Genomic DNA, 20,357 nt, shown 5'->3' on the forward strand with positions numbered 1-20,357 from the left:
TTGCAACACATTACATTTAAAAAACCTATTAATCCAGAATAAGATGAAGATACTGATTTTATGCACCGGCAACAGTTGCCGCAGCCAGATGGCACATGGTTTTCTGCAGCATTTTGATGAGAAGTTGACAGTACGTTCGGCAGGAACCGAACCTGCCAGGCAGGTGAATCAAACTGCCGTGAAAGTAATGAAAGAGGCAGGGATTGATATAAGTCATCATATCCCCAAAATGGCAGACCTTTACATCAATGAGGAATGGGACTATGTGATTACGGTATGCGACCATGCCAACGAAACATGTCCTCTATTTATGGGTAAGGTGAAACACCGGTTACACATGGGTTACGAGGATCCATCCCATGCAAAAGGATCAGATGAGTTTATTCTAAGTGAATTTTACAGGATTCGCGATCAGATTAAGCATGATTTTTATCTGCTGTATGTTGAACAATTAAAACCTCTGTTGTGAAGTGTGAGAAAGAGAATATTAGAGAGTTGGTAAAAAAGAAATATGGAGCGATTGCCAATCGAGATATTCAAATGGCCCCATTATCCTGTTGTGGATCCTCTGGGTGTTGTAGCGGATTGGAGTTCAGTATGATTGGTGACGAATATCAAAATGTGGAAGGTTACAATCCGGATGCCGATTTAGGTTTGGGCTGTGGTATCCCTACACAATTTGCAGGCATAAAGAAAGGAGACCATCTGCTTGACCTTGGAAGCGGTGCCGGGAATGATTGTTTTGTTGCTCGAGCCATTGTTGGTGATACCGGCAAGGTAACCGGACTTGATTTCTCAGACGCCATGGTTCACAGAGCAGTTGAGAATGCCCAAAAGCTCGGATATTCGAACATTGTGTTTGTAAAAGGCGATATTGAAGAGATGCCTTTTCCCGATAGTACTTTTGATGTAATCGTCTCCAATTGTGTGTTGAACCTTGTTCCCGACAAAAAAAATGCCTTTGCTGAAATGATGAGGGTTTTAAAACCTTCGGGACATTTCTGTGTTTCCGATGTGGTGCTGAATGGCAATTTACCGGAAGAATTGAAGAGTGACGCAGAGATGTATGCAGGCTGCGTTTCAGGTGCTATAGAGATAAGTGAATATCTCAATATAATAGAATTGCAGGGATTTATAAATATCACCGTTCACAAACAAAAAGAAATCCGTATTCCTGATGAGATAATGGGTAAGTATCTATCCGTTGCAGAGAGTATCCGTTTTAAAGAAAGTGATACCGGTATCTTCAGCATAACGGTATCGGGTTATAAAAATTAATTATTAAATACAATATGAAGAAAAATCAAGGTATCAGCTTTTTTGAAAGAACGCTCACACTCTGGGTGGCTGTCTGTATTGTGGCGGGCATCCTGATCGGTCAATATATCCCATCCGTTCCGGCAATGTTCATCGGTTCGAATACGCCAATGTCTCCATCCCGGTTGCCATCCTGATCTGGCTGATGATCTTCCCGATGATGCTGAAGGTCGATTTCAAAAGCGTGAAGAACGTGGGCCGCAAACCGAAAGGTATCCTGATTACAGGGGTGACCAACTGGCTGATCAAACCGTTTACCATGTTTGGCATCGCCTGGCTTTTCTTTTTCGTGCTGTTCAAGTCGCTTATCCCCGCTGAACTGGCCGACCAATACCTGGCCGGTGCGGTGCTGCTGGGTGCCGCACCCTGTACCGCAATGGTGTTTGTATGGAGTCATCTCACTAAGGGAGATGCAGCCTACACGCTGGTACAGGTGGCGTTGAACGACCTCATAATTCTGGTCGCTTTCGTGCCGATTGTGGGGCTGCTGCTCGGCATCGGCGGGATTGCCATCCCCTGGGATACGCTTTTTCTCTCGGTGGTTCTCTTCGTGGTGGTACCGCTGCTGGCCGGCATACTCACCCGCATCTACGTGGTAAAAAGGCGGGGTATCGACTACTTCAACAATGTCTTTATCAAGAAATTCAACAACATCACCGTGGGGGGATTGTTGCTCACGCTGATCATCCTCTTCTCCTTCCAGGGTGACACCATACTGCAGAATCCGCTCCATATCCTGCTGATCGCCATCCCACTGGTTATACAGACAGTGCTGATCTTCTTCATTGCCTATGGATGGGCCAAGGCGTGGAGGCTGCCACACGACGTGGCTGCCCCTGCCGGTATGATCGGTGCCAGCAATTTCTTCGAGCTGGCGGTGGCAGTAGCCATCTCACTTTTCGGCCTGGAGTCGGGTGCTGCGCTGGCCACCACGGTGGGTGTGCTGGTGGAGGTGCCGGTGATGCTGATGCTGGTGCGTATCGCCAACAACACGAGGAGGTGGTTTCCCCGACCGTCAGCGTGAACCGGATCACGCTTTTCACTGTTGAATGAAGTGTAAATAAAAATTGAGAGAGATGAGAAAAAAGAATGAATTGCTGCGTGCACTTACGCTGAAAGATGCGGTGGGCGTTGGACTGGGTGCGATCATCGGTGCCGGCATCTTCGTGGTAACAGGTGTCGCTGCGGGCGTCTCAGGTCCTGCCTTTATCGTGGGACTGATTATCGCGGGCGTCATCGCCTCCTTCAACGGGTTGAGCTCTGCACAGCTGGCGGCGGTCTATCCCCACTCGGGGGGTACCTACGAGTATGGTTACCAGCTGCTGTCGCCCTCCTTCGGCATTTCTGCCGGTTGGATGTTCCTGATCAGCAAGCTCTCTGCCGCAGGTGTGGTGGCCATCGGCTTTGGCAGCTATTTTCACCAACTGCTGCCGATAGCTTCTCCTATGGTCATCTCAGTGGTGGCGGTGATCCTCCTGACGGTGGTCAACCTCTTCGGCATCAAAAAAGCAGGAGTGCTGAACCTGGTGATTGTGACCTTCACCCTGCTTTCCTTACTCTATCTTATCTTCAGTGGGATCCCTGCAGTGGAGAAGCGCAACTTCACCCCCTTCGCCCCCTTTGGTATTTCCGGCATCGCTGAAGCTGCCGCACTGCTTTTCTTCGCCTTCACCGGTTATGCACGCATCGCCACCCTGGCGGAGGAAGTGCACCGTCCGGAGAAGACCATCCCAACTGCAGTGATCATCACCATCCTCTCCGCCATCCTGCTCTATGCGGCCGTATCTGTCGTGGCCATCGGCGTTGTGGGAGCTGAACAGATTGCAGCCAGCACCTCGCCTCTGCAGGTGGTGGCTAACGCGTTGACCACCCCAGCGGTAAGCAGCGTGGTGACCATTGGTGCCTCGACCGCCATGCTGGGGGTGTTGCTGAGTCAGATACTGGGCATCAGCCGCATGATGCTGGCCATGGGCAGACGGAACGACCTGCCTCCCTTTTTTCAGAAGATTCACGGCCGCTACAAGGTGCCCCACCTGGGGATTCTCTTCACCGGTCTGCTCATTCTACTACTCACACTGACCGGCTCCTTCGAATTCATCGTGCGGGCGGCATCCTTCACCATCTTGCTCTATTACAGTATCACCAACATCTCCGCGTTGCGGCAACCGCGTACCGAACAACGTTACGGGAGGGTGATTCCCCTCCTTGGACTGATCGGCTGTTTGGTGATGTCGGTCTCTTTGCCGCTGAACGTGATCCTGGTGGGTGTCGGGCTGCTGATTACAGGTTTTCTGCTCCGGTTCCTGTTTCACCGGATCTGGAGATAACCTCTATTGTACCTGCGAATAGAAGCTTACGAACCATCGGTAAAAATGTGCCAGTCCGGTCTGGATGGGTGTGGAGGGTTGGTAATTGAAATTTTCCCGCAGCAGGGTAGTATCGGCAAAGGTTGCAACAACATCACCCGGTTGCATCCCGGTCATTTTTACATTTGCTTTACTGCCGGTGATTTGTTCGATTGCAGTCAGAAAATCGAGAATTTTCACGGGTGATGAGCAACCCATATTGTAAATTACATGCGGAGGGTCACACGATGGCGAAGCAGGGAGGAGCTGCAGGAGTCCCTCCACCACATCACCAATATAGGTGAAATCGCGCTCCATCTCTCCATGGTTGAACAGCCGGATGGGTTCACCTTTCAGCACAGCAGACATGAAAAGAGATGGAGCCATATCAGGTCTACCCCAGGGTCCATAGACCGTGAAAAAGCGGATGCCGGTGCTGGGAATACGATAGAGGTGTGCGTAGGTATAGGCCATCAGCTCATTGGCTTTCTTGGTAGCCGCGTAGAGGCTCACCGGATGGTCCGTCGGGTCTGTTTCCCTGTAGGGTATCTGCTTGTTCGCACCGTATACACTGCTGGAGCTGGCATATAGCAAGTGTTCGACGGGATGGCGGCGGCATGCTTCCAGCAGGTTGATGAATCCGGAGATGTTGGCATCGATATAGGCGTAGGGATTTTCCAGTGAGTACCTAACGCCGGCCTGCGCAGCCAGGTGAATCACATGTGTGAACCGCTCCTGGTGAAAGAGAGTCAACAGCCTCTCTCGGTCGTTCAGATCCATTTTTACAAAGCTATAGGAGGGGTATAGGTTGCTTTGCACTGCCTTGCCGGCAGTGATTTCTTCTTCGGTTATCCCTGTTTGGTGCAGCCGTGCATACTTCAACCGCACGTCATAATAGCTGTTGATGAGATCGACACCCACCACAAGATAGCCCTGCTGTGACAAGGCCCGTACCAGGTGAAAGCCGATGAATCCAGCAGCTCCTGTGACCAATATTTTCATATCTTTCATCATTGAAAAAGTACAATTGTGTAATCACCGATCTGGTACTGTGCATTGTTTTGAACAGCCATCCGGATTTCGTTGTCGCGATCTATCACTTTGGTTCGCAACAGTAAGAGCTTCTTCTCGACTGATGGTTCTATAATATCATCTTTCTCCACCTTGACGATATCTTTTCCTAGGTAGACATCCATATTCTCCGCGCGGGAAATACGGTAGACCCAGTATTCATTCATCCCCTGTTTCTCGTAAATATCATTGGCTTTCTCACACAGTGCCTTCCAACCGAGATAGGGGTTTAGCTTTGGCATTGACCAGCCTGCAACAAAAAGGGCAAGCAGGATACCCAGCGACATGCTCCTGATGGCTGTGACAACGCTGCTTCTTTTATAGAGTTGGTAGATGGTCACCACTCCCGAGAGCGAAAGGATTACTGCAGCGGCATATATGAGCGGTATTCCGAGGTACCGCATCTCATCGGAGCGAGAAAGCACGATGAGCACCGGCAGCGAGAGAATCAGTATGATGGCCGGTATGGCCAGGGAAAGGTTGATCCACCGGTTGCCGCTGCGAAACTTCGGAAGCAACATGATTGTGAGGCCAATCAGAAACGGGATCAACGGCAGGGAGTAGATAGCCAGTTTGGCACTGATGAGCGACAACAGCACCAGTGAGGAGAGCACGATAACGGCAAAGAACTGTTCCAGTTCGCTCCTGATTTTCCTTTGAACAAGCGAGGCGGCTACAATTCCAATGGAGAGGAGCGACCAGGGAGCCACCGCGTACCAGCTGGTGATGGCATAGTAATAGAAAGGTTCCTTATGATGGAAAGAATTGATTCCGCGTCCCACCGTCTGCCGAAAGAGCAGGTTGTGGATGTACTCCCTTCCCCCTTCCAGGTAGACCCCTGTAAACCATATCAGGCATCCAGTGAGAAGAATCGCCAGGCTTTTCCATCCCCAGTAACGGGGTAAATCGGACAACTTCTTCTTGTATGCAAGGAAGACCAGGGTGGAGACCAAGGGTATCAGGATCCCCAGCGGCCCCTTGGAGAATAGAGCCAGAAAGATATAGAGGGGAAAGAGCAGGCTGTTGCGTTTCAGTTTTTCTTCCTGGTACATCTGGTAGAAGGTGTAGAGCGACAGTACGATGAACATGTTCATCAGCATATCCATCCGGACGATGACTCCCACACCGACAAAGAGTCCCGTGGTCATCAGCATCATCGAGGTGGTGGTTTCGTCTGTATCCTGCTGGCGTCGCATCCAGCTGGTCATGGTGGCGATGATGACTATTGCGGGGATGATAGAGAGTAGGGCGTAGTACCACATCCGGTGTGCACCCAGGAGTTGTTTCCCTACCATCATCAGCCAGAAATGAAGGGGTGGCTTATCTGCATAGATCTCACCCTGGTTGGTGAAGGTGAAGATGTTGCCATTTTGGAGTGCCTCATCTACGATGTTCAGGTAGCGTAACTCGTTGGAAGGGGTGAAGTCGCGCAACAGCAAGATGGGTAGTAAGGCGACGAGCCAGACCAGAAAGAGGTGCGATTTCTTCATGATGTAAGTTTATTTTTCAGACCGATCATGATGTTACGGCTGTAGGCTACAAAACCGAATGCCTGGCCCAGGATCAGTACGGGATCCAATCGGAACAGAGCGTAGGCGATGATCATAGTGGAGCCCAGTAGGCTGATGATCCAGAATCCCACCGGAAGTTCCGATTTGTGATGTGCCGCGGAGTAGATGAACTGATAGAGAAAGCGCAGGGTAAAAATCAACTGTCCTGCCGATCCGAACAGCAATAGCCAGAGGGGTACATCCCTGTTGTTGAAAAAGGTTTCGATGAAACCGGACAAGTCCCCCAACATGATACCCAAGGCCGCAAGAGGCGTCAATAGCAGGATTGCACGGATCAATAGAAGGGTCTTTTTCCAGAGTCCCTGAATATGCAGGTTCCAGAGGTAGATGTAATAGGATATGAACTGTCCCAGGATGATGGCAAAATCATCACGGAGCACCCCGTAGATGAACAACAGGTAGGATCCCAGAATACTCAGGATCCAGAATGCCGGTGGTGAGAGAATTCTGCCTGCTTTTTCGGTGGCGATCCATTGGTATAGGATGCGTGCGGAAAAGAAAATTTGTGCCAGGAAGCCTATCGCAAATATCCAAATATTTCCTGTTTGCATAGGTTAGTCGAGGTTGTGCTCATTGATCTGGTAGTTGATGGCCCGTTTCTTCATCCAACGGTAGGCGAAGCAATCGATGAAAGGTCCTGATAATCGGTTCCAGAGGTGATACTTCGAGGTGCCGGCGTTTCGTGGGTAGTGGCGTACGGGAACCTGTTTCACCTTTCCGTTCTGCAACAGGATCAGTGCTGGTAGGAAACGGTGCATCCCGTTGAAGAGCGGTATGCGTTTGGCGGCATCGGTGTGCATCACCTTCAATGGGCAGCCGGTATCCGACACTCCGTCACCGGTCATCATGCGTCTGTAACTGTTGGCAATCTTTGATTGAAGCTTCTTGAAGAATGAATCTTTCCGGTTGGCCCTGATGCCGGTGACGATTTCATAATCGGTGATATCCTCCAACAAGAGGTTGAAATCTTCCGGATCGGTCTGCATGTCGGCATCCATATAGCCTACGTAATCGGAGCAGATATGGTCAATCCCTGCTTTCAGGGCAGCACTCAAACCCCCGTTTTGTTTAAGGTCGAGATAGAAAAATGAATCGTTGCGGGCAGTGATCTCACGGATTCGTTGCAGACTATTGTCCTTTGATCCGTCGTTCACGAACAATACAGCAGTGGAGATGGCAGCGTGTGGCAGATATTGTCGCAGTTTGTCTTCCAGGGCGTATATATTTTCTTCCTCGTTATAGACCGGTATCACGATTGTGAATTTAAACGATACCGTAGGATTGTTCTTTTCCTGCATTTTGCTGACTTTGTTAATTCGTCAAAAGTAAACATTTTTTTGCTTAACCGTTCAAATATGGCCTATTTTATCATTACATCAATATGGACCTATCTCTGTTAGTGATGGGCTTCAATATTGTTTCAGATGTACCCTGATTCTACTGATGTGATTCACATAAAACATAAGACCCACAACGGGAGGGATGTTTTGTTAGAAAACACTGTAGAAATCCGGTTTGATGCATATTCCTGCTCTGATCTGTAGATCTCTACGTTTGTAATCAAGCAGGCTGTCACCTGTGCCGCTATACAATTCCCCGAATATATATTGGTTGAATTTGTCCGAAATCTTAAAACCCGCCGTAAGTTTCAAATTTACGTCTTTCACACTTTTCCTGAGGCTGTAGGTGCCTGAGAGCCACCATTGGTTGTCCGATGTCTTGTAGTCAGCTGTAAAATAACCGGTTCCTCTGTAATCATACAAATCGATGTTCTCATCTTCATTCATGAAAGGGATTATTACCTTAAAACTGACCGCCAGGTTGGATGTGAAAAAATATTTTCCTGATAAACCAAGCCAGTTGGTACTCCTTGAATCAAGGCTGTCTCTACCGTTGGATTCATGTTCCAACTGCAAGAAGGCTGCACCGGTAAGACGGTTGTCGACAATGATGTATCTCCCCAGTCCAATTCCCGGATTGTAGTTACTGTCCCTGAAGGGAGCAGACTTCTGATAGATATCCCAAAACGACTTTTGTGTATAGGTGAGATAGAGAAATGAGTTGAAGGGTAGCCTGCTTGTGGTAAGCCTGTGTCTGATGCTTACCTGAAACCTGGCGTCGGCAGTCTCCCCGTCAATGCTTTTGTTCAGTGGGATACCGGAGATAAAATAATTATCCTTATAAATCGAAAATGGAGGCAACCCGTCCATCTGGTTAATAATTTCATCCTCTGTGATCGCTAACTCCTGCCACTCTTGTGCCATTTTTGATTTTGCACTCTCAATAAGTCCTTTAAGCGGCAACACTACAGAATCGGCAGGTGCTGTCTTTGACTTAGCCGTTATTTCCTGTGTGAATAAAAGCATCGTCAGGATAAAAGATGACAATAATAGATACTTCATTGTTTTAAAATTGGAATCACATTTTTCTCATCAAGTATGGTCAGTTTTTCTCGCATGGAATAGAAATTTATTTGTGCAAACTCATCATAAGTTATTGTTGCGATTCTCATATTCTTTTATTGTTCTCTTTTACATTCGTTCCCGATAATGCACTTTTACATCTTTTACTGTTTGTTCTCAATTACAACCGTTCCCGATTATCCTCTTTTCTTATAGCTGAGTATTGCCCAACTATTCAATACGATGGCAATCAGTGCCAATACAAATAAGTTGCCGGATACATCTGCCAGGGTGCTGCCGTTCAAATAGAGCATTCGAAAGGTCTCAGTGAGATAATTGAAAGGGTTAATGGTCGCAATCAGTTGAGCCCATGTTGGCATACTGGAAACAGGTGTGAACATACCACCCAACAGAACCAGAATGAGGATAAAGAACATCACCAGGAAGCTGGCCTGCTGCATTGTCTCAGAATTGTTTGAGATAATGATACCGAGTCCGGAAACAGAAATGATAAAGACAATCGCAGAGAAAAGTACGGCTATGGCACTCCCTGCCGGCCAGAGACCATATATCAGATATGTGACACTGATCGAGATGATCATCACCACGATACCCACGACCCAATAAGGAATCAGTTTGGCAAGAATGAAGTTTATTTTGCTTATCGGTGTGACATTGATCTGGTTGATGGTGCCGTTCTCTTTTTCCATCACAATGTTCAGTGCGGGTAAGATACCGCATATGATGGTGAGCAGCAGCACCATAAAGCCCGGAATCATGAAATTCTTATAATCCAGCTTGGGATTAAACTTGTATTGTGGAATAATCTCAATCTTTGGCAACCGCATCAGGGACGCCCTAGATTGTGGGGGGACGGTATGCATGAGTTCATCGCGCAGATCAGACGAGAAATCGTTTGCGATCTGCATGATGTAATTACTGCCCAACAGCCCCTGCGTACCATTTACGGCGTTCACTGCCACACCCACGCCCGATGTCCTGGCTTTTACCACATCCCTATCGAAGGAGGCCGGTATCTCAAGAATCATATCTGTCTCCCCCGTTTCCATATTCATCATTGCTGTCCGGTAATCGGGTGGCGTGTCGTTCAGATTAAAATAGTGTGAAGCGGCTATTTTGTCTGTCAGTCTCTTGGAATAGACACTTTTGCTGTGATCTACCACATCGATTTTGATGTTCTTTACCTCAAAACTTACTGCCCAGGGAAACACCAGCAACACCATGGTGGGAAACAGTACAATAAGTCTTGGAATCAACGGATTCCTGAACATCTGTTTAAATTCTTTTTCGATGAGATATTTTAATGTCTTCATAATTTTATGTTTAATCTGATCTTGGCTGTTTCTTTTCAGCGTTGAAACGTTGTAACAAGTAACGTTTAATCAAGTCGCTTTTTTGTTTTTGCAATGGTTATACCCAACAAGAACAGTGTCATCCCGATCATGATGAACAATTCTTTCCCGATCATGAGAAACCCCTGCCCCTGGATCATCACTTTGCGCACCGCCTCAATAAACCATCGTGCAGGGATAATCGATGAGAATGCCTGCAGTACGCGGGGCATATTGTCGACGGGGAAGATCATCCCTGAGAGCATCAGAACAGGGATCATGGCTGTGATGGCTGAGACGATTACAGCATTAACCTGCTTATCTACCAACGTTGAGACGGTCAGCCCGTATGTCAGTGTCAGTATGATATAGATGAGGGCTATCAAAAAGAGCAACAACAGGTTGCCGTTGACAGGTACACCCAGGATAAAGTAACTCAGGATGAGAATGATCAGGAAATCAACAAAGGAGATGATCATATAGGGAATGGTCTTCGCAAATATCATGGTCCCCTGTTTCAATGGTGATGCAAGCAGTACCTCCATGGTCCCTCTCTCCTTTTCGCGAACTATGGAGACTGATGTCATGATGGTACAGATAATCATCAGCACCAGTCCCATGATGCCCGGAACGAACATGTAGGATGATTTCATCAGCGGGTTGTAGATCATCCTGTTTTCCGTTTGAATCTGAAAGGGTATCTGCCTCAAATCTATTTGCTCCTGCTGAAATTTGGCGATGATAGCCGACGCGTAGGTGGTGGAGATGGATCCCCTGTTGGGATCGGAGCTGTTTGACAGGAGTTGTACAGCCGCTTCTCCCGAGTGCACAAGACTCTCCTGAAAGTTTTGCGGAAACACCACAGCCAGGTCTAGCTCTCCTTTTCGCATCGATGCATTCATCTCATCCATTGAGTACATGTTACCCTGGTGATTGAAATAGGGGTTTTGTCTGATACGCTCAGCGATGCCGGTCGTGAACGCATCAGGTGTTGGATCATAGAAAGCCACGCGGATGTCCTGCACCTCCATGTTAATGGCAAAGCCAAACAGCAGGATCTCCACTACGGGCATCCCCAGGATGATCAGCAATGTCCTGTTGTCGCGCATGATGTGGCGGAACTCTTTTTTTACAAATGCAATAAATTGTTTCATCACTCTCCCCTTTTAGCTTTACGTGCCAGTTGTTGAAAAACCTCATCCATCGTCTCGGCATTAAATCTGCGTCGTAGTTCAGCCGGTGTGTCCAGGGCATCAATGTGGCCATCAACCATGATTGATACACGGTTGCAATATTCTGCTTCGTCCATGTAGTGTGTGGTAACAAAGACGGTGATCCCTCTGTCGGCAGCATCATAGATCATCTCCCAAAACTGTCGTCTCATGGCCGGATCGACTCCTCCGGTTGGTTCGTCCAGAAAAACAATCCGGGGTTCATGAAAAATGGCAACGGAGAATGCCAGCTTCTGTTTCCATCCCAGTGGTAGATACTTTACCATGGTGTTGCGTTCCTGCTCGAAATTCAGTTGTTTCAACAACGCGTTGGTTTTTTCAGCAATCGCTTTGTCCGACAAACCATATATTCCCCCAAAGAGGCGAATGTTCTCCCATACTTTCAGATCTTCATACAATGAAAACTTCTGGCTCATATACCCAATGTTCCGTTTGATCTGTTCATTCTCTTTGATGATGTCATAACCTGCAACGGTTCCTTTGCCGGCTGTAGGCATGCTGATTCCGCATAGCATCTGCATGGCAGTAGTCTTTCCGGCTCCGTTAGCACCGAGGAATCCGAATATTTCCCCCTCCATCACATCAAAAGCGATGTGATCTACAGCTGTAAAGTTGCCGAACTTTTTTGTCAGATCTGACACTTCAATTACTTTTACACTCATACGTCTAATTTGTCAATGCCATAAAACAATCTTCCACACTAGGTTCGACAGGAGCAATGCGTACATCGCCGAATCCTTTATCTGCAAGGTGCTGCTTTAGTTCGTTGGGGTGTATTCCTTTTTCAACTGTAACATGATGCTTGTCACCAAAAGCAAAGCTCGTTTTTATCCCTGCATGGTCACGCAGGGCAGTCAGCAGGGCTGACATTTGAGGACCCTCGACAGACCACAAAACCTCTGCATAATCATCAATGATGCCCTGCGGTGTGTTGCTCGCTATGAACCTTCCATCACGAATCAGTGCGATCCTGTCGCAGCGACTTGCTTCGTCCATGTAGGCTGTGGAGACCAAGATGGTGATCCCCTGTTCCCGCAACCGTCCCAGCATATCCCAGAACTCCTTTCGCGATACAGGGTCCACACCGGTAGTAGGCTCATCAAGGATTAGTATCTCAGGCTTGTGAATCAGCGCACAGCTCAATGCCAGTTTCTGTTTCATACCCCCGGAAAGGGCACCTGCACGGCGATTTTTGAACGGTTCTATCTGTTGGTAAATATCTTTAATCAGATAATAGTTCTCTTCAATGGTGGTGTGAAAGAGCGTCGCAAAGAATGCAAGGTTCTCCTTCACGCTCAGATCCTGATATAGAGAAAAACGGCCGGGCATATAGCCAATGATTTGTCGTACTTTCCGGTAGTCTTTCACTACATCGAGCCCGTTCATGATTGCTATTCCGCTGTCAGGAAGGATCAGCGAAGCCAAAATCCGGAAGAGTGATGACTTTCCGGCACCATCCGGGCCGATAACACCAAATATCTCCCCATCATTCACCTGGAAGGAGATGCCGTTCAGAGCTTTTATGTTGCCCTTCCTGTAGCTTTTATTCAGGTTTTCAACTTCTATCATTTTCTTTTCTTGTTCATTGCTCCGTTGTGATTATTTAAACTTCACCTCCCCATACATGCCAATCTTCAGATAGCCATCGTTAGGAACAGCGATTTTTAGCGCATAGACCAGGTTGGCTCGCTCATTTTTAGTCTGTATTGTTTTGGGTGTGAACTCTGATTTGTCGGATATCCAACGGATCGTACCATTGTATGTTTTCATGTTGCCTTCACCGTTGTCCACCCTCACTGTAACCTCATCATTCAGTTTAATCTGTGCCAGCTGGTCGTTTGTTACGTATGCTCTCAAAAAGAGGGTGCTTGTATCTGCAATTTTAAAGAGGGGAGTACCCATGGTGGCTAATTCGCCCGCCTCGGCATATGTATTCAGCACTGTTCCCGAAATAGGCGAAACGATTTGTGTCTTTTCAAGCTGATCGTTCAGCTGAGCAATCTGTATTTCGAGGGTAGAGCTTTGCGCGGAGATACTTTTGCTGCTCTTTTCCAGTGTTGAGGTCAGCGCCAAAAGTTGCTTCTGCTGGACGTTAATCTGTGCCTCTATGTCATCGAGTTGCTTCTGGTTGGCTGCATTGGATGCAAGCAGGTTTTTTACTCGTGCCCGTTCTCTTTCCAGGGTTCTGATTTGTTCCTGAATTGCTGCCGTCTGCTTTCGAATATCAGGTTGTTGTGAGCGGATTCCTTCAGCATTTGAGAGAAGACTCATTTTCTGGAGGTAAAGTTGGGTGCTGTCTATCTGCCCCACCTTCTGCCCTTCATTCAACTGATCCCCATCCTCTACCGTCAGATCAAGTAATACTCCGTTGGCTTGCGACGATACAATGATTTCCGTGGCTTCGAATGACCCTGTGGCGTCATATTCTCCGCTGCTGTTGCTGCTGCATGAAAACAAGAGGTAGGTGAGAGAAAGTGCGGTTACTAATTTTAATGGCTTCATAGTTCGTTGTTATTTTTGCTTGTTACTTATTTCTGTTATCAAACGCTTCAGTACTGCTCTAATTTGTAGTCTCTATGATGGTTGTACGACTATTGGTTCACTGCATGTTTGAGTGAATAGATTGACATGAGGAATTGTATTTCGTGCAATGTCTTTGCCTGTTTTGCCGCTTCCTCCGAGTTAATCTCCTTCATCAGATCAGAGACAGTCATTGTGCCATTTTCCACCTTCACCTCAGCTGCTTCCCGAATCAGTGTTTGGTGACGTATGATCTCATCATCATCCTGCATTGTCTTTTGGAATTTTTCAACTTCTGTCTGCAGTTGTGGTATCTGCATCCTAAGGTTGTAGAGAAACGTTTTTCTTTGGCTATCAAGTGTCTGTTTTTGAAGATTGATCTTCTTTTTGTCGTTGTTGTACCTGTATAGATTACCAAAGTTCCATGATAAACGTACCCCCCCCAGGAAGTATGGTGAAAATTCGGTGTCAAACATGTTGAGCCCCGGCTTCCCATACCCTCCCTGTGCAAAAGCCGATAAGGTGGGCCTGTTTTTGGCTTTCAACAACGCATTCTGAATATCAATCACCTCCTCCTGTGCAGTGAACACCTGCAACTCGGGACGGTTGATGATTGGACTAATCATTTCAGTTTCCGGATTTGGTTTTACAAATACCATTTCTTTGGTGAGTGTTTGCCCCGTTACAACCGAAAGCATCCGCAGATAGGCATCCAGTGTTGCTTCCAATTGGATACGCTTTTGTTTTGCTTTGAGGATCTCTACTTTTATTGTACTCAGGTCGGTTTCATTTGCCAAACCGTGTAACTGGTAAGTTTGCACATTGTCATAGTTGCGCTGTAATTCTTTTTCCAGAATCAACTGTTGCTGCAGGCTTTCTTTCATCAGCAGGATGCCGAAGTAGAGGTTGTTCACCCGTTCTCTCAAGGCGTAGACCTCTGTGTCCAGTTGCTTCTTCTCCAATTCAGAATTGGCTTTCAAGCTTTTTTTCTGTGCTGAGACATTGCCGCCATCCCAGATCAGCTGATTCAGTTCTGCCACAATTCGGTACTGATCCTGATCCGGTACCGGAATCTCTAGAGGCGGCATCCCATCGGGTATGTCCAACTCTATTTGAGTCACATCTGATTGCCATGTTGCCTGTGATGTAAGGATGCCTTGTGGGAGGTACGCCTTGTTTGCATTTGCGAGGCTGAACGCCTTTGTTTTCTCAATGATATCATACCTGGCCATGGCAGGGTAATTTGCTTCTGCCATCTTCTGAACCTCGTTAAGTGTGATAATCTGTGCTTGTAAAAACAAACTGTTGACGCAGATCAATCCTATGCTCAAAAGAAGTTTTTTCGATTTCATATATTTATCTGTTTATTTGGTTATTGAAATAATCCATTCCGGGATCATCTCTTTGCGTTTTTCCACGAACATTGCAAACTGATCTTCCTGCACCAACCCCGAGGAAAGTATCATCGGCTTAGCTATAAAGGGGAACATGATCATGCCCAGCGTGTTGACTATCAGATCCTCTAGGGTGATCGCCATGTTACTCTCCCTGAGTTGTTTTTCAATCACCGGCTCCGCATGCTGACGGGTCTCCCGTATGAGGTCCGCAAACAGTTTTTTATTGACAGACCACTCGTTCAGGATGAAGAGGGGGAGATCCTCGTTTTCGAGCAGCAGCCGCGTATAGTTTTCTGAGATCATCCTGATTTTCTCATCGATGGGGATGGCTTCGTCCGATGCAATCGGTCCCATCGCACTCAGCAACATTTTCAGTTTCTCTCGCACCACGTTCTTGAACAGCTTCTCCTTGCTGCCAAAATAGTAGTTCAGTAACGCCAGGTTGGTACCCGCCTCCTCTGCAATCTCCCGGGTTCGGGTAGCTGCGTATCCCTTTTGGGTAAAGATTTTGTCGGCAGCACGGATTATTTTTTCTTCTGTCGAAATTGATTCCTTCATTACAATAATTTCTAATTGATGTGGCAATGTATGCAACTTTTTCGGGTTAAACAAATGATTAAAACAAATGATTAATGTGTTTGTAATATTTTAACATGAATAGATGTTTTTGATGATTGATTTTCATCAATATATTTTCAATTGGTTGAGGGTATATTCTGGAATTGATTAAGCCGTGTAGACTTGTAGCGTATGACGACTGACAATGATAATTATATCATTGAAAATGCTGAATGAATAGAATGAGCTGTACAGGAAACTGCAATTGGAATTGTATTGGTGTTGGAATTTCTTCCAGGAAGACCTGATAATATAAAAAAATGTCGGACCAATTAAAATCAGTCCGACATCCTTTTGTGCTCTTTCAAGCTATTGATTTACAGTTAATTGTGTTGTCTTGCCAGGACTCGAACCTGGACAAACAGGACCAGAATCTGTTGTGCTACCATTACACCACAAGACAGTTTGGGAGTGCAAAAATAGACAATTTTCCGAGAACAAAAAAATATCGGCTAAAGATTTATCTGTTCCGGCTCCAAAATCATCATTTTTTTTCCGTAATGGGTGAGTAACGAAGCGTAAACCGGGTGTTGCTGGAGGATGCTTGCGTTGCCTACAAGGAAAAGTTGCTGCCGCGCTCTGGTAATGGCTACGTTCAACTTGCGGTCTACCGTGGCATCGTGGTTGAGGTTGCAGAGGAACTGCATTTGATATGGTTTGTTTACGCAGAAGGAGAGTAGTATCAGGTCACGCTGACTCCCCTGGAATCGCTCTACCGTGTCGATCATCACCTCTTCTGCTCCGGGGAAGTCACTTGCTTCGAGTCGGTGTCGTATCAAGGCAATCTGGTTCCGGTAAGGAGCGATGATACCTACTCGCCCCGGGTGGAACTTTTTCCCGTTGGCATGATAGAGATCCCGTATTGATTGCAGCAAATGTACAATGACAACCGCTTCCGATTCATTAATTTTATCAGATGAGCAATTGTGGTTCAATTTCTCCGTGGAGAGGAATGCGGTGCGCAAAGAGCCGGCCAGATGTTGTATTGGATCGTTCTTCCCGGGAAACAACTGCCATTGTTCCGACTGCCATTCCGAGGCGGTGAAGAGGTTGCCTCCATAGAACTGCCGCGCGGGGAAGGCTGCGATCTCCTCATGCATCCTCCCTTGGTATGAGAGCTGTGCCGTAGCATGATCCCACCCCTGATCGGCGCAGCGGCGTATTAACCTTTCAAACAGCGACTCACGGCAGTCGGTGATACCTGCCTCCCGCAGCGGTACCTCTTCGACACGGGAGAGCGACGCTTGTTGCAGAACGATGGTGGCGAGCTGGTTGTGGTCGCCTATGAGGATGAACTTATCGAACCGTGGCAGGAGGCCGATTAGCTGTGGCTCGGGAATCTGGGAGGCCTCATCCACAAGAGCCAGGTGGAAATGTTTCAGGGTGAAGAGTTCCATCCGTCCCAGGATAGAAGCCAGCGTAGCCACATAGATGCGGGTCTCTTCCATCTCCCTACGCAGTGACTCCCTGTTGGGTGCCTTCTCTGCCACCTTCTGAAGAAGCCGGTGGCGATACTTGGGAGCACAGGAGAGCTCCGTGCCCACTCGAATGTAACTGTCGCACACCTCTTCATTGCATCCCAGGGCAGCGTGGATCGCATCGCACAGTTCATCCACAGCCCTGTTGGTGTAGGCCAACACCAGGATGTTGCATTCCGGTCGGCGATGATACTCTTCTATCAGTCGACGTGCGAAGATTGAGGTCTTCCCCGTACCCGGGGGGCCTACAATCAGGAAGTACTCCTCAGCCGCTACTGCACGACGAATGATGTTCTGCGGGTATGGCAATCTGTTTTCATCACTCAGAGACGGATTGACAGGGGGATGCAGTCCCAGCAAAAGTTCTTTCTTCGAAGGGGTGGCCCCGAGGAAAGCATAGAGGCTCCGATACATGCTGTTGAAGGAGCTATCGAGGCTGTCATGCTCAATGGCCCAGAGCCGGTTGTTATCGAAGTAGTGCCGGTTCCGCTGTTTGTAACGGAAACGTACTTCCACCGTTTCACTGTTGATGTGTACAAGAGTACCTTTTAGAATCTGTCTGTTCAGCACCGTGTCGCGGGCATCTGAACGCGGGTAGACAATGCAAATCTCTCCCTCGCGGAAGTTGGCAATCTCCTGGTCTTTGCTGTTGCGGGTAAAGAAGATGGTCATGTCACTACCTGCATCGTCGATTTCCAGGATGGTGAGATCGCAAAGCACATCGAGTGCGGCTGCTCGCTCACTGAAATCACTGTTCCAGAGCGATGCCAGTCCTGTGGGTGTTTCGTACGCCACATCGCCGATCTTCTGGAGATAGAGCTCACGAGACACGAAGCGTATGAAGCGATAGAAGTAGGCTTTTTCAAAGTCACTGCATCGGGCCAGCAGGTCACGCATCTCATTCACGCGGGAGCGATAGAATGCCGGCACCTTTTCTCTTTCGGCAGCCGTCGCAAACAGACCGTTGAACAACGCTTCCACCGTCTGATTGTCTCCCTGTATCAGAGCCTGCTCGTGGGCAATAATCCGGTTGCGCATCCCGGTGATCTGCCTCTCAAGATCTTGCCACACCGCGGCAAAACGCAGGTTGGTACCCGGCCGGTTGCCGGCAGAGTATAGGATCGCCGCATCAAGGGAATGACTGTCGAATCCGAAGACTCCTTCTATCATCATCCGGTAGATTGCCGTCTGTACCTCGTGATTGAGGGCTATCTTGCTGTCATCACCGGAAGGGTAGGGCAACCTCCCTGATTTCAGTTCCACAATCTTCGCTTCACCGCTGCCGGGGAGTAGGTGTAACAGGTCGAGCCGTCCCTGGAAACCATACCGCTCACTGAAGAAGGAGGGTTCCAGCGTACAGTGATGCAGGTCGATCTCCATACGTGGTAAATCGTCCCGCACAACCCTCCGGATGTTATCGAACTGGCTCCTTGCCTTCAGCATGAATTCGCGAAAATCGGCATTGGACTGAATGTCAGCACAGCTGGTATATTCGAAAGGGGATTGTTTGAAAGAGCGTAGAAAGATTTCGTCGAAGGTGAGCTGCTCCGGGTCAGTGGCGAAGACCAGCTCGTCCAGGAAGAAGTTGGCCAGGTTACCCAGTAGCAGGTAAGAACGATTCTCTTTCTCGCTGAACTTGTTGCGGAAGTAGTGAAAAGGAGTAACGGCATACTCCTGGAAACATTCGGCAAGGGCAGAGGCATCTACCAGGTAGTCCGGTTCCAGTACGATTAAGCGGGGAGTGAAAATACCTTCTCTGTCGGTCTTACAGTCGATCAGATTGAGTTGTGCCCCCACACGTAAAAGGTTGTACTGATCCTCTTCCGGTGCATCTGTCACCAGGTGTGTGTAACGCACCTGTATCTCGGCACCGGGGGGATCCTCACAACTGCAGAGTAACTCACCCCGTTCCGGATCGCACTGTAGCAGTTGAACCCGTAATGTGGAGGAAAGGGGAAGTGTTATCCCGGAACCCACTCCTTCACTTTTCACTGGGGCAGATGCTCCATCCTCCGGCGAGGAATCCCTTCCGGCAATCTCCAACAAAGTCTCTACCGCTTTTTTCGCTGACCGGTAGAGTTGCAGGGCAGACTGCTTATCTGGCTCGCGGCGCAACTCCTTTTCCCGTACCCGAAAGTGCTGCAGCTGCCATTCCAGCTGACGCGGCAGTTTCAGTTTCTGGGATATGAACACTATTCGCGAGAAGAGGTTGGAGAATTGCAGCGACTCTTCTTGGGTCATCTCTCTGCAGAGGCGCTCCAGGATCTTTTTTAATTGTTGCACTTTCTCTACTGCATCCAGAGGTGATGCAGAGAGTGCTTCAATCTCACTGATATAGGGGTTGGCGTCAATCATTCAAAAAGCAATACAATTCTGGGGAGAAAGATGGAAACACCGACTACAAGTGCTGCCATAGCCATGATCAGCACCGCTGCCGCGGAGAGATCTTTCACCTTTTTGATGGTGGGATGGATCTCCTTTCTGGAGGCATAATCGGAGAGATGTTCCAGGGCACTGTTGATTGCTTCCAGTGACAGTACCAAGCCGATCAACAGAACCAGAATCAGCCACTCCACTTTCGAAATGTGAAAAAACAGGCCCATCAGCAGTGCCGCTATTGCCGCACCCAACTGAATCAAAGCATTGGGCGTCTCCCGGAAAAGTAAGCCGATACCCCGGAAAGCACATCTGAATGAATAGATTCTGTTTTTAATATATTTCATTGCATATCTGCACTATAAATGCTGTTGTTGATGGAGTATTATTAACGTGGGTGTCCCCGAATGCGAACATCGATCCATTACATACGGTAAGATCAGGGATTCCGAATCTCAAATATACAAAATATAACCAAAACATTTTTATCTTTGTGAAAATGGATTTGCGTCCGAAAACTAATCGCACTATGTCTCACCACTGTCCTCTTTGTGGAAAGGAAAAATGCAAGGAATCACTTTTTTGTGATGCCTGTTCAAATAAAATTCGTACCGAATACGAGCTGGACCTTCCTCAAAAGGTGCAGCTCGCTCCTCCACGATCAAATGATAAGCTTTC

General features: G+C 47.8%; 17 protein-coding genes, 1 tRNA gene and 1 pseudogene. 4 read left to right on the forward strand and 15 right to left on the reverse strand.

Going from position 1 to position 20,357, the window contains the following annotated elements:
- Positions 1–43 precede the first annotated feature (43 nt).
- From JS578_11510 to JS578_11525, 4 genes and pseudogenes are all read left to right on the forward strand, one after another.
- Complete coding sequence (locus JS578_11510) at positions 44–469, forward strand: arsenate reductase ArsC (protein ID QRX63471.1); 426 nt, start codon at positions 44–46, stop codon at positions 467–469.
- Positions 466–1,278, forward strand: coding sequence for an arsenite methyltransferase (arsM, locus tag JS578_11515; protein QRX63472.1), 813 nt, complete (start codon positions 466–468; stop codon positions 1,276–1,278). Before JS578_11510 ends, arsM begins: the two co-directional genes overlap by 4 nt.
- A 14-nt stretch (positions 1,279–1,292) precedes the next feature.
- A pseudogene (gene arsB, locus JS578_11520) lies at positions 1,293–2,341 on the forward strand (ACR3 family arsenite efflux transporter).
- Positions 2,342–2,393: 52 nt separating this feature from the next.
- On the forward strand, positions 2,394–3,644 hold the full coding sequence (locus JS578_11525; GenBank protein QRX63473.1) for an amino acid permease: 1,251 nt from the start codon (positions 2,394–2,396) through the stop codon (positions 3,642–3,644).
- A 3-nt stretch (positions 3,645–3,647) separates the two neighbouring features.
- Here the strand turns inward: JS578_11525 and JS578_11530 are convergent, their stop codons facing one another.
- The 15 genes from JS578_11530 to JS578_11600 all read right to left on the reverse strand — a co-directional run bounded on the left by JS578_11530 (position 3,648) and on the right by JS578_11600 (position 20,026).
- Complete coding sequence (locus JS578_11530) at positions 3,648–4,664, reverse strand: NAD-dependent epimerase/dehydratase family protein (GenBank protein QRX63474.1); 1,017 nt, start codon at positions 4,662–4,664, stop codon at positions 3,648–3,650.
- Positions 4,665–4,672: 8 nt separating this feature from the next.
- On the reverse strand, positions 4,673–6,223 hold the full coding sequence (locus JS578_11535; protein QRX63475.1) for a glycosyltransferase family 39 protein: 1,551 nt from the start codon (positions 6,221–6,223) through the stop codon (positions 4,673–4,675).
- Positions 6,220–6,855, reverse strand: coding sequence for a lipid-A-disaccharide synthase N-terminal domain-containing protein (locus tag JS578_11540; GenBank protein ID QRX63476.1), 636 nt, complete (start codon positions 6,853–6,855; stop codon positions 6,220–6,222). Before JS578_11540 ends, JS578_11535 begins: the two co-directional genes overlap by 4 nt.
- A 3-nt stretch (positions 6,856–6,858) precedes the next feature.
- Positions 6,859–7,602 (reverse strand): glycosyltransferase family 2 protein, encoded by a 744-nt coding sequence (locus JS578_11545; GenBank protein QRX63477.1) that lies wholly within the window; start codon positions 7,600–7,602, stop codon positions 6,859–6,861.
- A 192-nt stretch (positions 7,603–7,794) separates the two neighbouring features.
- Positions 7,795–8,568 carry a phospholipase A gene (locus JS578_11550; protein QRX63478.1) on the reverse strand — a complete coding sequence of 258 codons (774 nt, stop codon included), beginning with the start codon at positions 8,566–8,568 and terminating at the stop codon, positions 7,795–7,797.
- Between the two features lie 335 nt (positions 8,569–8,903).
- Positions 8,904–10,040 carry an ABC transporter permease gene (locus tag JS578_11555; protein ID QRX63479.1) on the reverse strand — a complete coding sequence of 379 codons (1,137 nt, stop codon included), beginning with the start codon at positions 10,038–10,040 and terminating at the stop codon, positions 8,904–8,906.
- 65 nt (positions 10,041–10,105) lie between these two features.
- The gene (locus JS578_11560; GenBank protein ID QRX63480.1) at positions 10,106–11,212 is read right to left on the reverse strand and encodes an ABC transporter permease; all 1,107 of its coding nucleotides are present in this window, start codon (positions 11,210–11,212) and stop codon (positions 10,106–10,108) included.
- Positions 11,212–11,952, reverse strand: a complete 741-nt coding sequence (locus JS578_11565; GenBank protein QRX63481.1) for an ABC transporter ATP-binding protein — start codon at positions 11,950–11,952, stop codon at positions 11,212–11,214. Before JS578_11565 ends, JS578_11560 begins: the two co-directional genes overlap by 1 nt.
- Before the next feature lie 4 nt (positions 11,953–11,956).
- Entirely contained in the window at positions 11,957–12,859 is a 903-nt protein-coding gene (locus tag JS578_11570; GenBank protein QRX63482.1) for an ABC transporter ATP-binding protein, read from the reverse strand.
- Between the two features lie 30 nt (positions 12,860–12,889).
- Positions 12,890–13,792, reverse strand: a complete 903-nt coding sequence (locus tag JS578_11575) for an efflux RND transporter periplasmic adaptor subunit (protein QRX63483.1) — start codon at positions 13,790–13,792, stop codon at positions 12,890–12,892.
- A gap of 89 nt (positions 13,793–13,881) precedes the next feature.
- Complete coding sequence (locus JS578_11580) at positions 13,882–15,066, reverse strand: TolC family protein (protein QRX63484.1); 1,185 nt, start codon at positions 15,064–15,066, stop codon at positions 13,882–13,884.
- A 108-nt stretch (positions 15,067–15,174) separates the two neighbouring features.
- Positions 15,175–15,765 (reverse strand): TetR/AcrR family transcriptional regulator, encoded by a 591-nt coding sequence (locus JS578_11585; protein ID QRX63485.1) that lies wholly within the window; start codon positions 15,763–15,765, stop codon positions 15,175–15,177.
- Between the two features lie 392 nt (positions 15,766–16,157).
- Positions 16,158–16,228: transfer RNA gene (locus JS578_11590), tRNA-Gln, on the reverse strand.
- A 49-nt stretch (positions 16,229–16,277) separates the two neighbouring features.
- Positions 16,278–19,658 (reverse strand): AAA family ATPase, encoded by a 3,381-nt coding sequence (locus tag JS578_11595; GenBank protein QRX63486.1) that lies wholly within the window; start codon positions 19,656–19,658, stop codon positions 16,278–16,280.
- The gene (locus tag JS578_11600) at positions 19,655–20,026 is read right to left on the reverse strand and encodes a diacylglycerol kinase family protein (protein QRX63487.1); all 372 of its coding nucleotides are present in this window, start codon (positions 20,024–20,026) and stop codon (positions 19,655–19,657) included. Before JS578_11600 ends, JS578_11595 begins: the two co-directional genes overlap by 4 nt.
- Positions 20,027–20,357 lie beyond the last annotated feature (331 nt).

The organism is Dysgonomonadaceae bacterium zrk40 (assembly GCA_016916535.1).
In the GTDB taxonomy this organism is placed as follows: Bacteria; Bacteroidota; Bacteroidia; order Bacteroidales; family Dysgonomonadaceae; genus Proteiniphilum.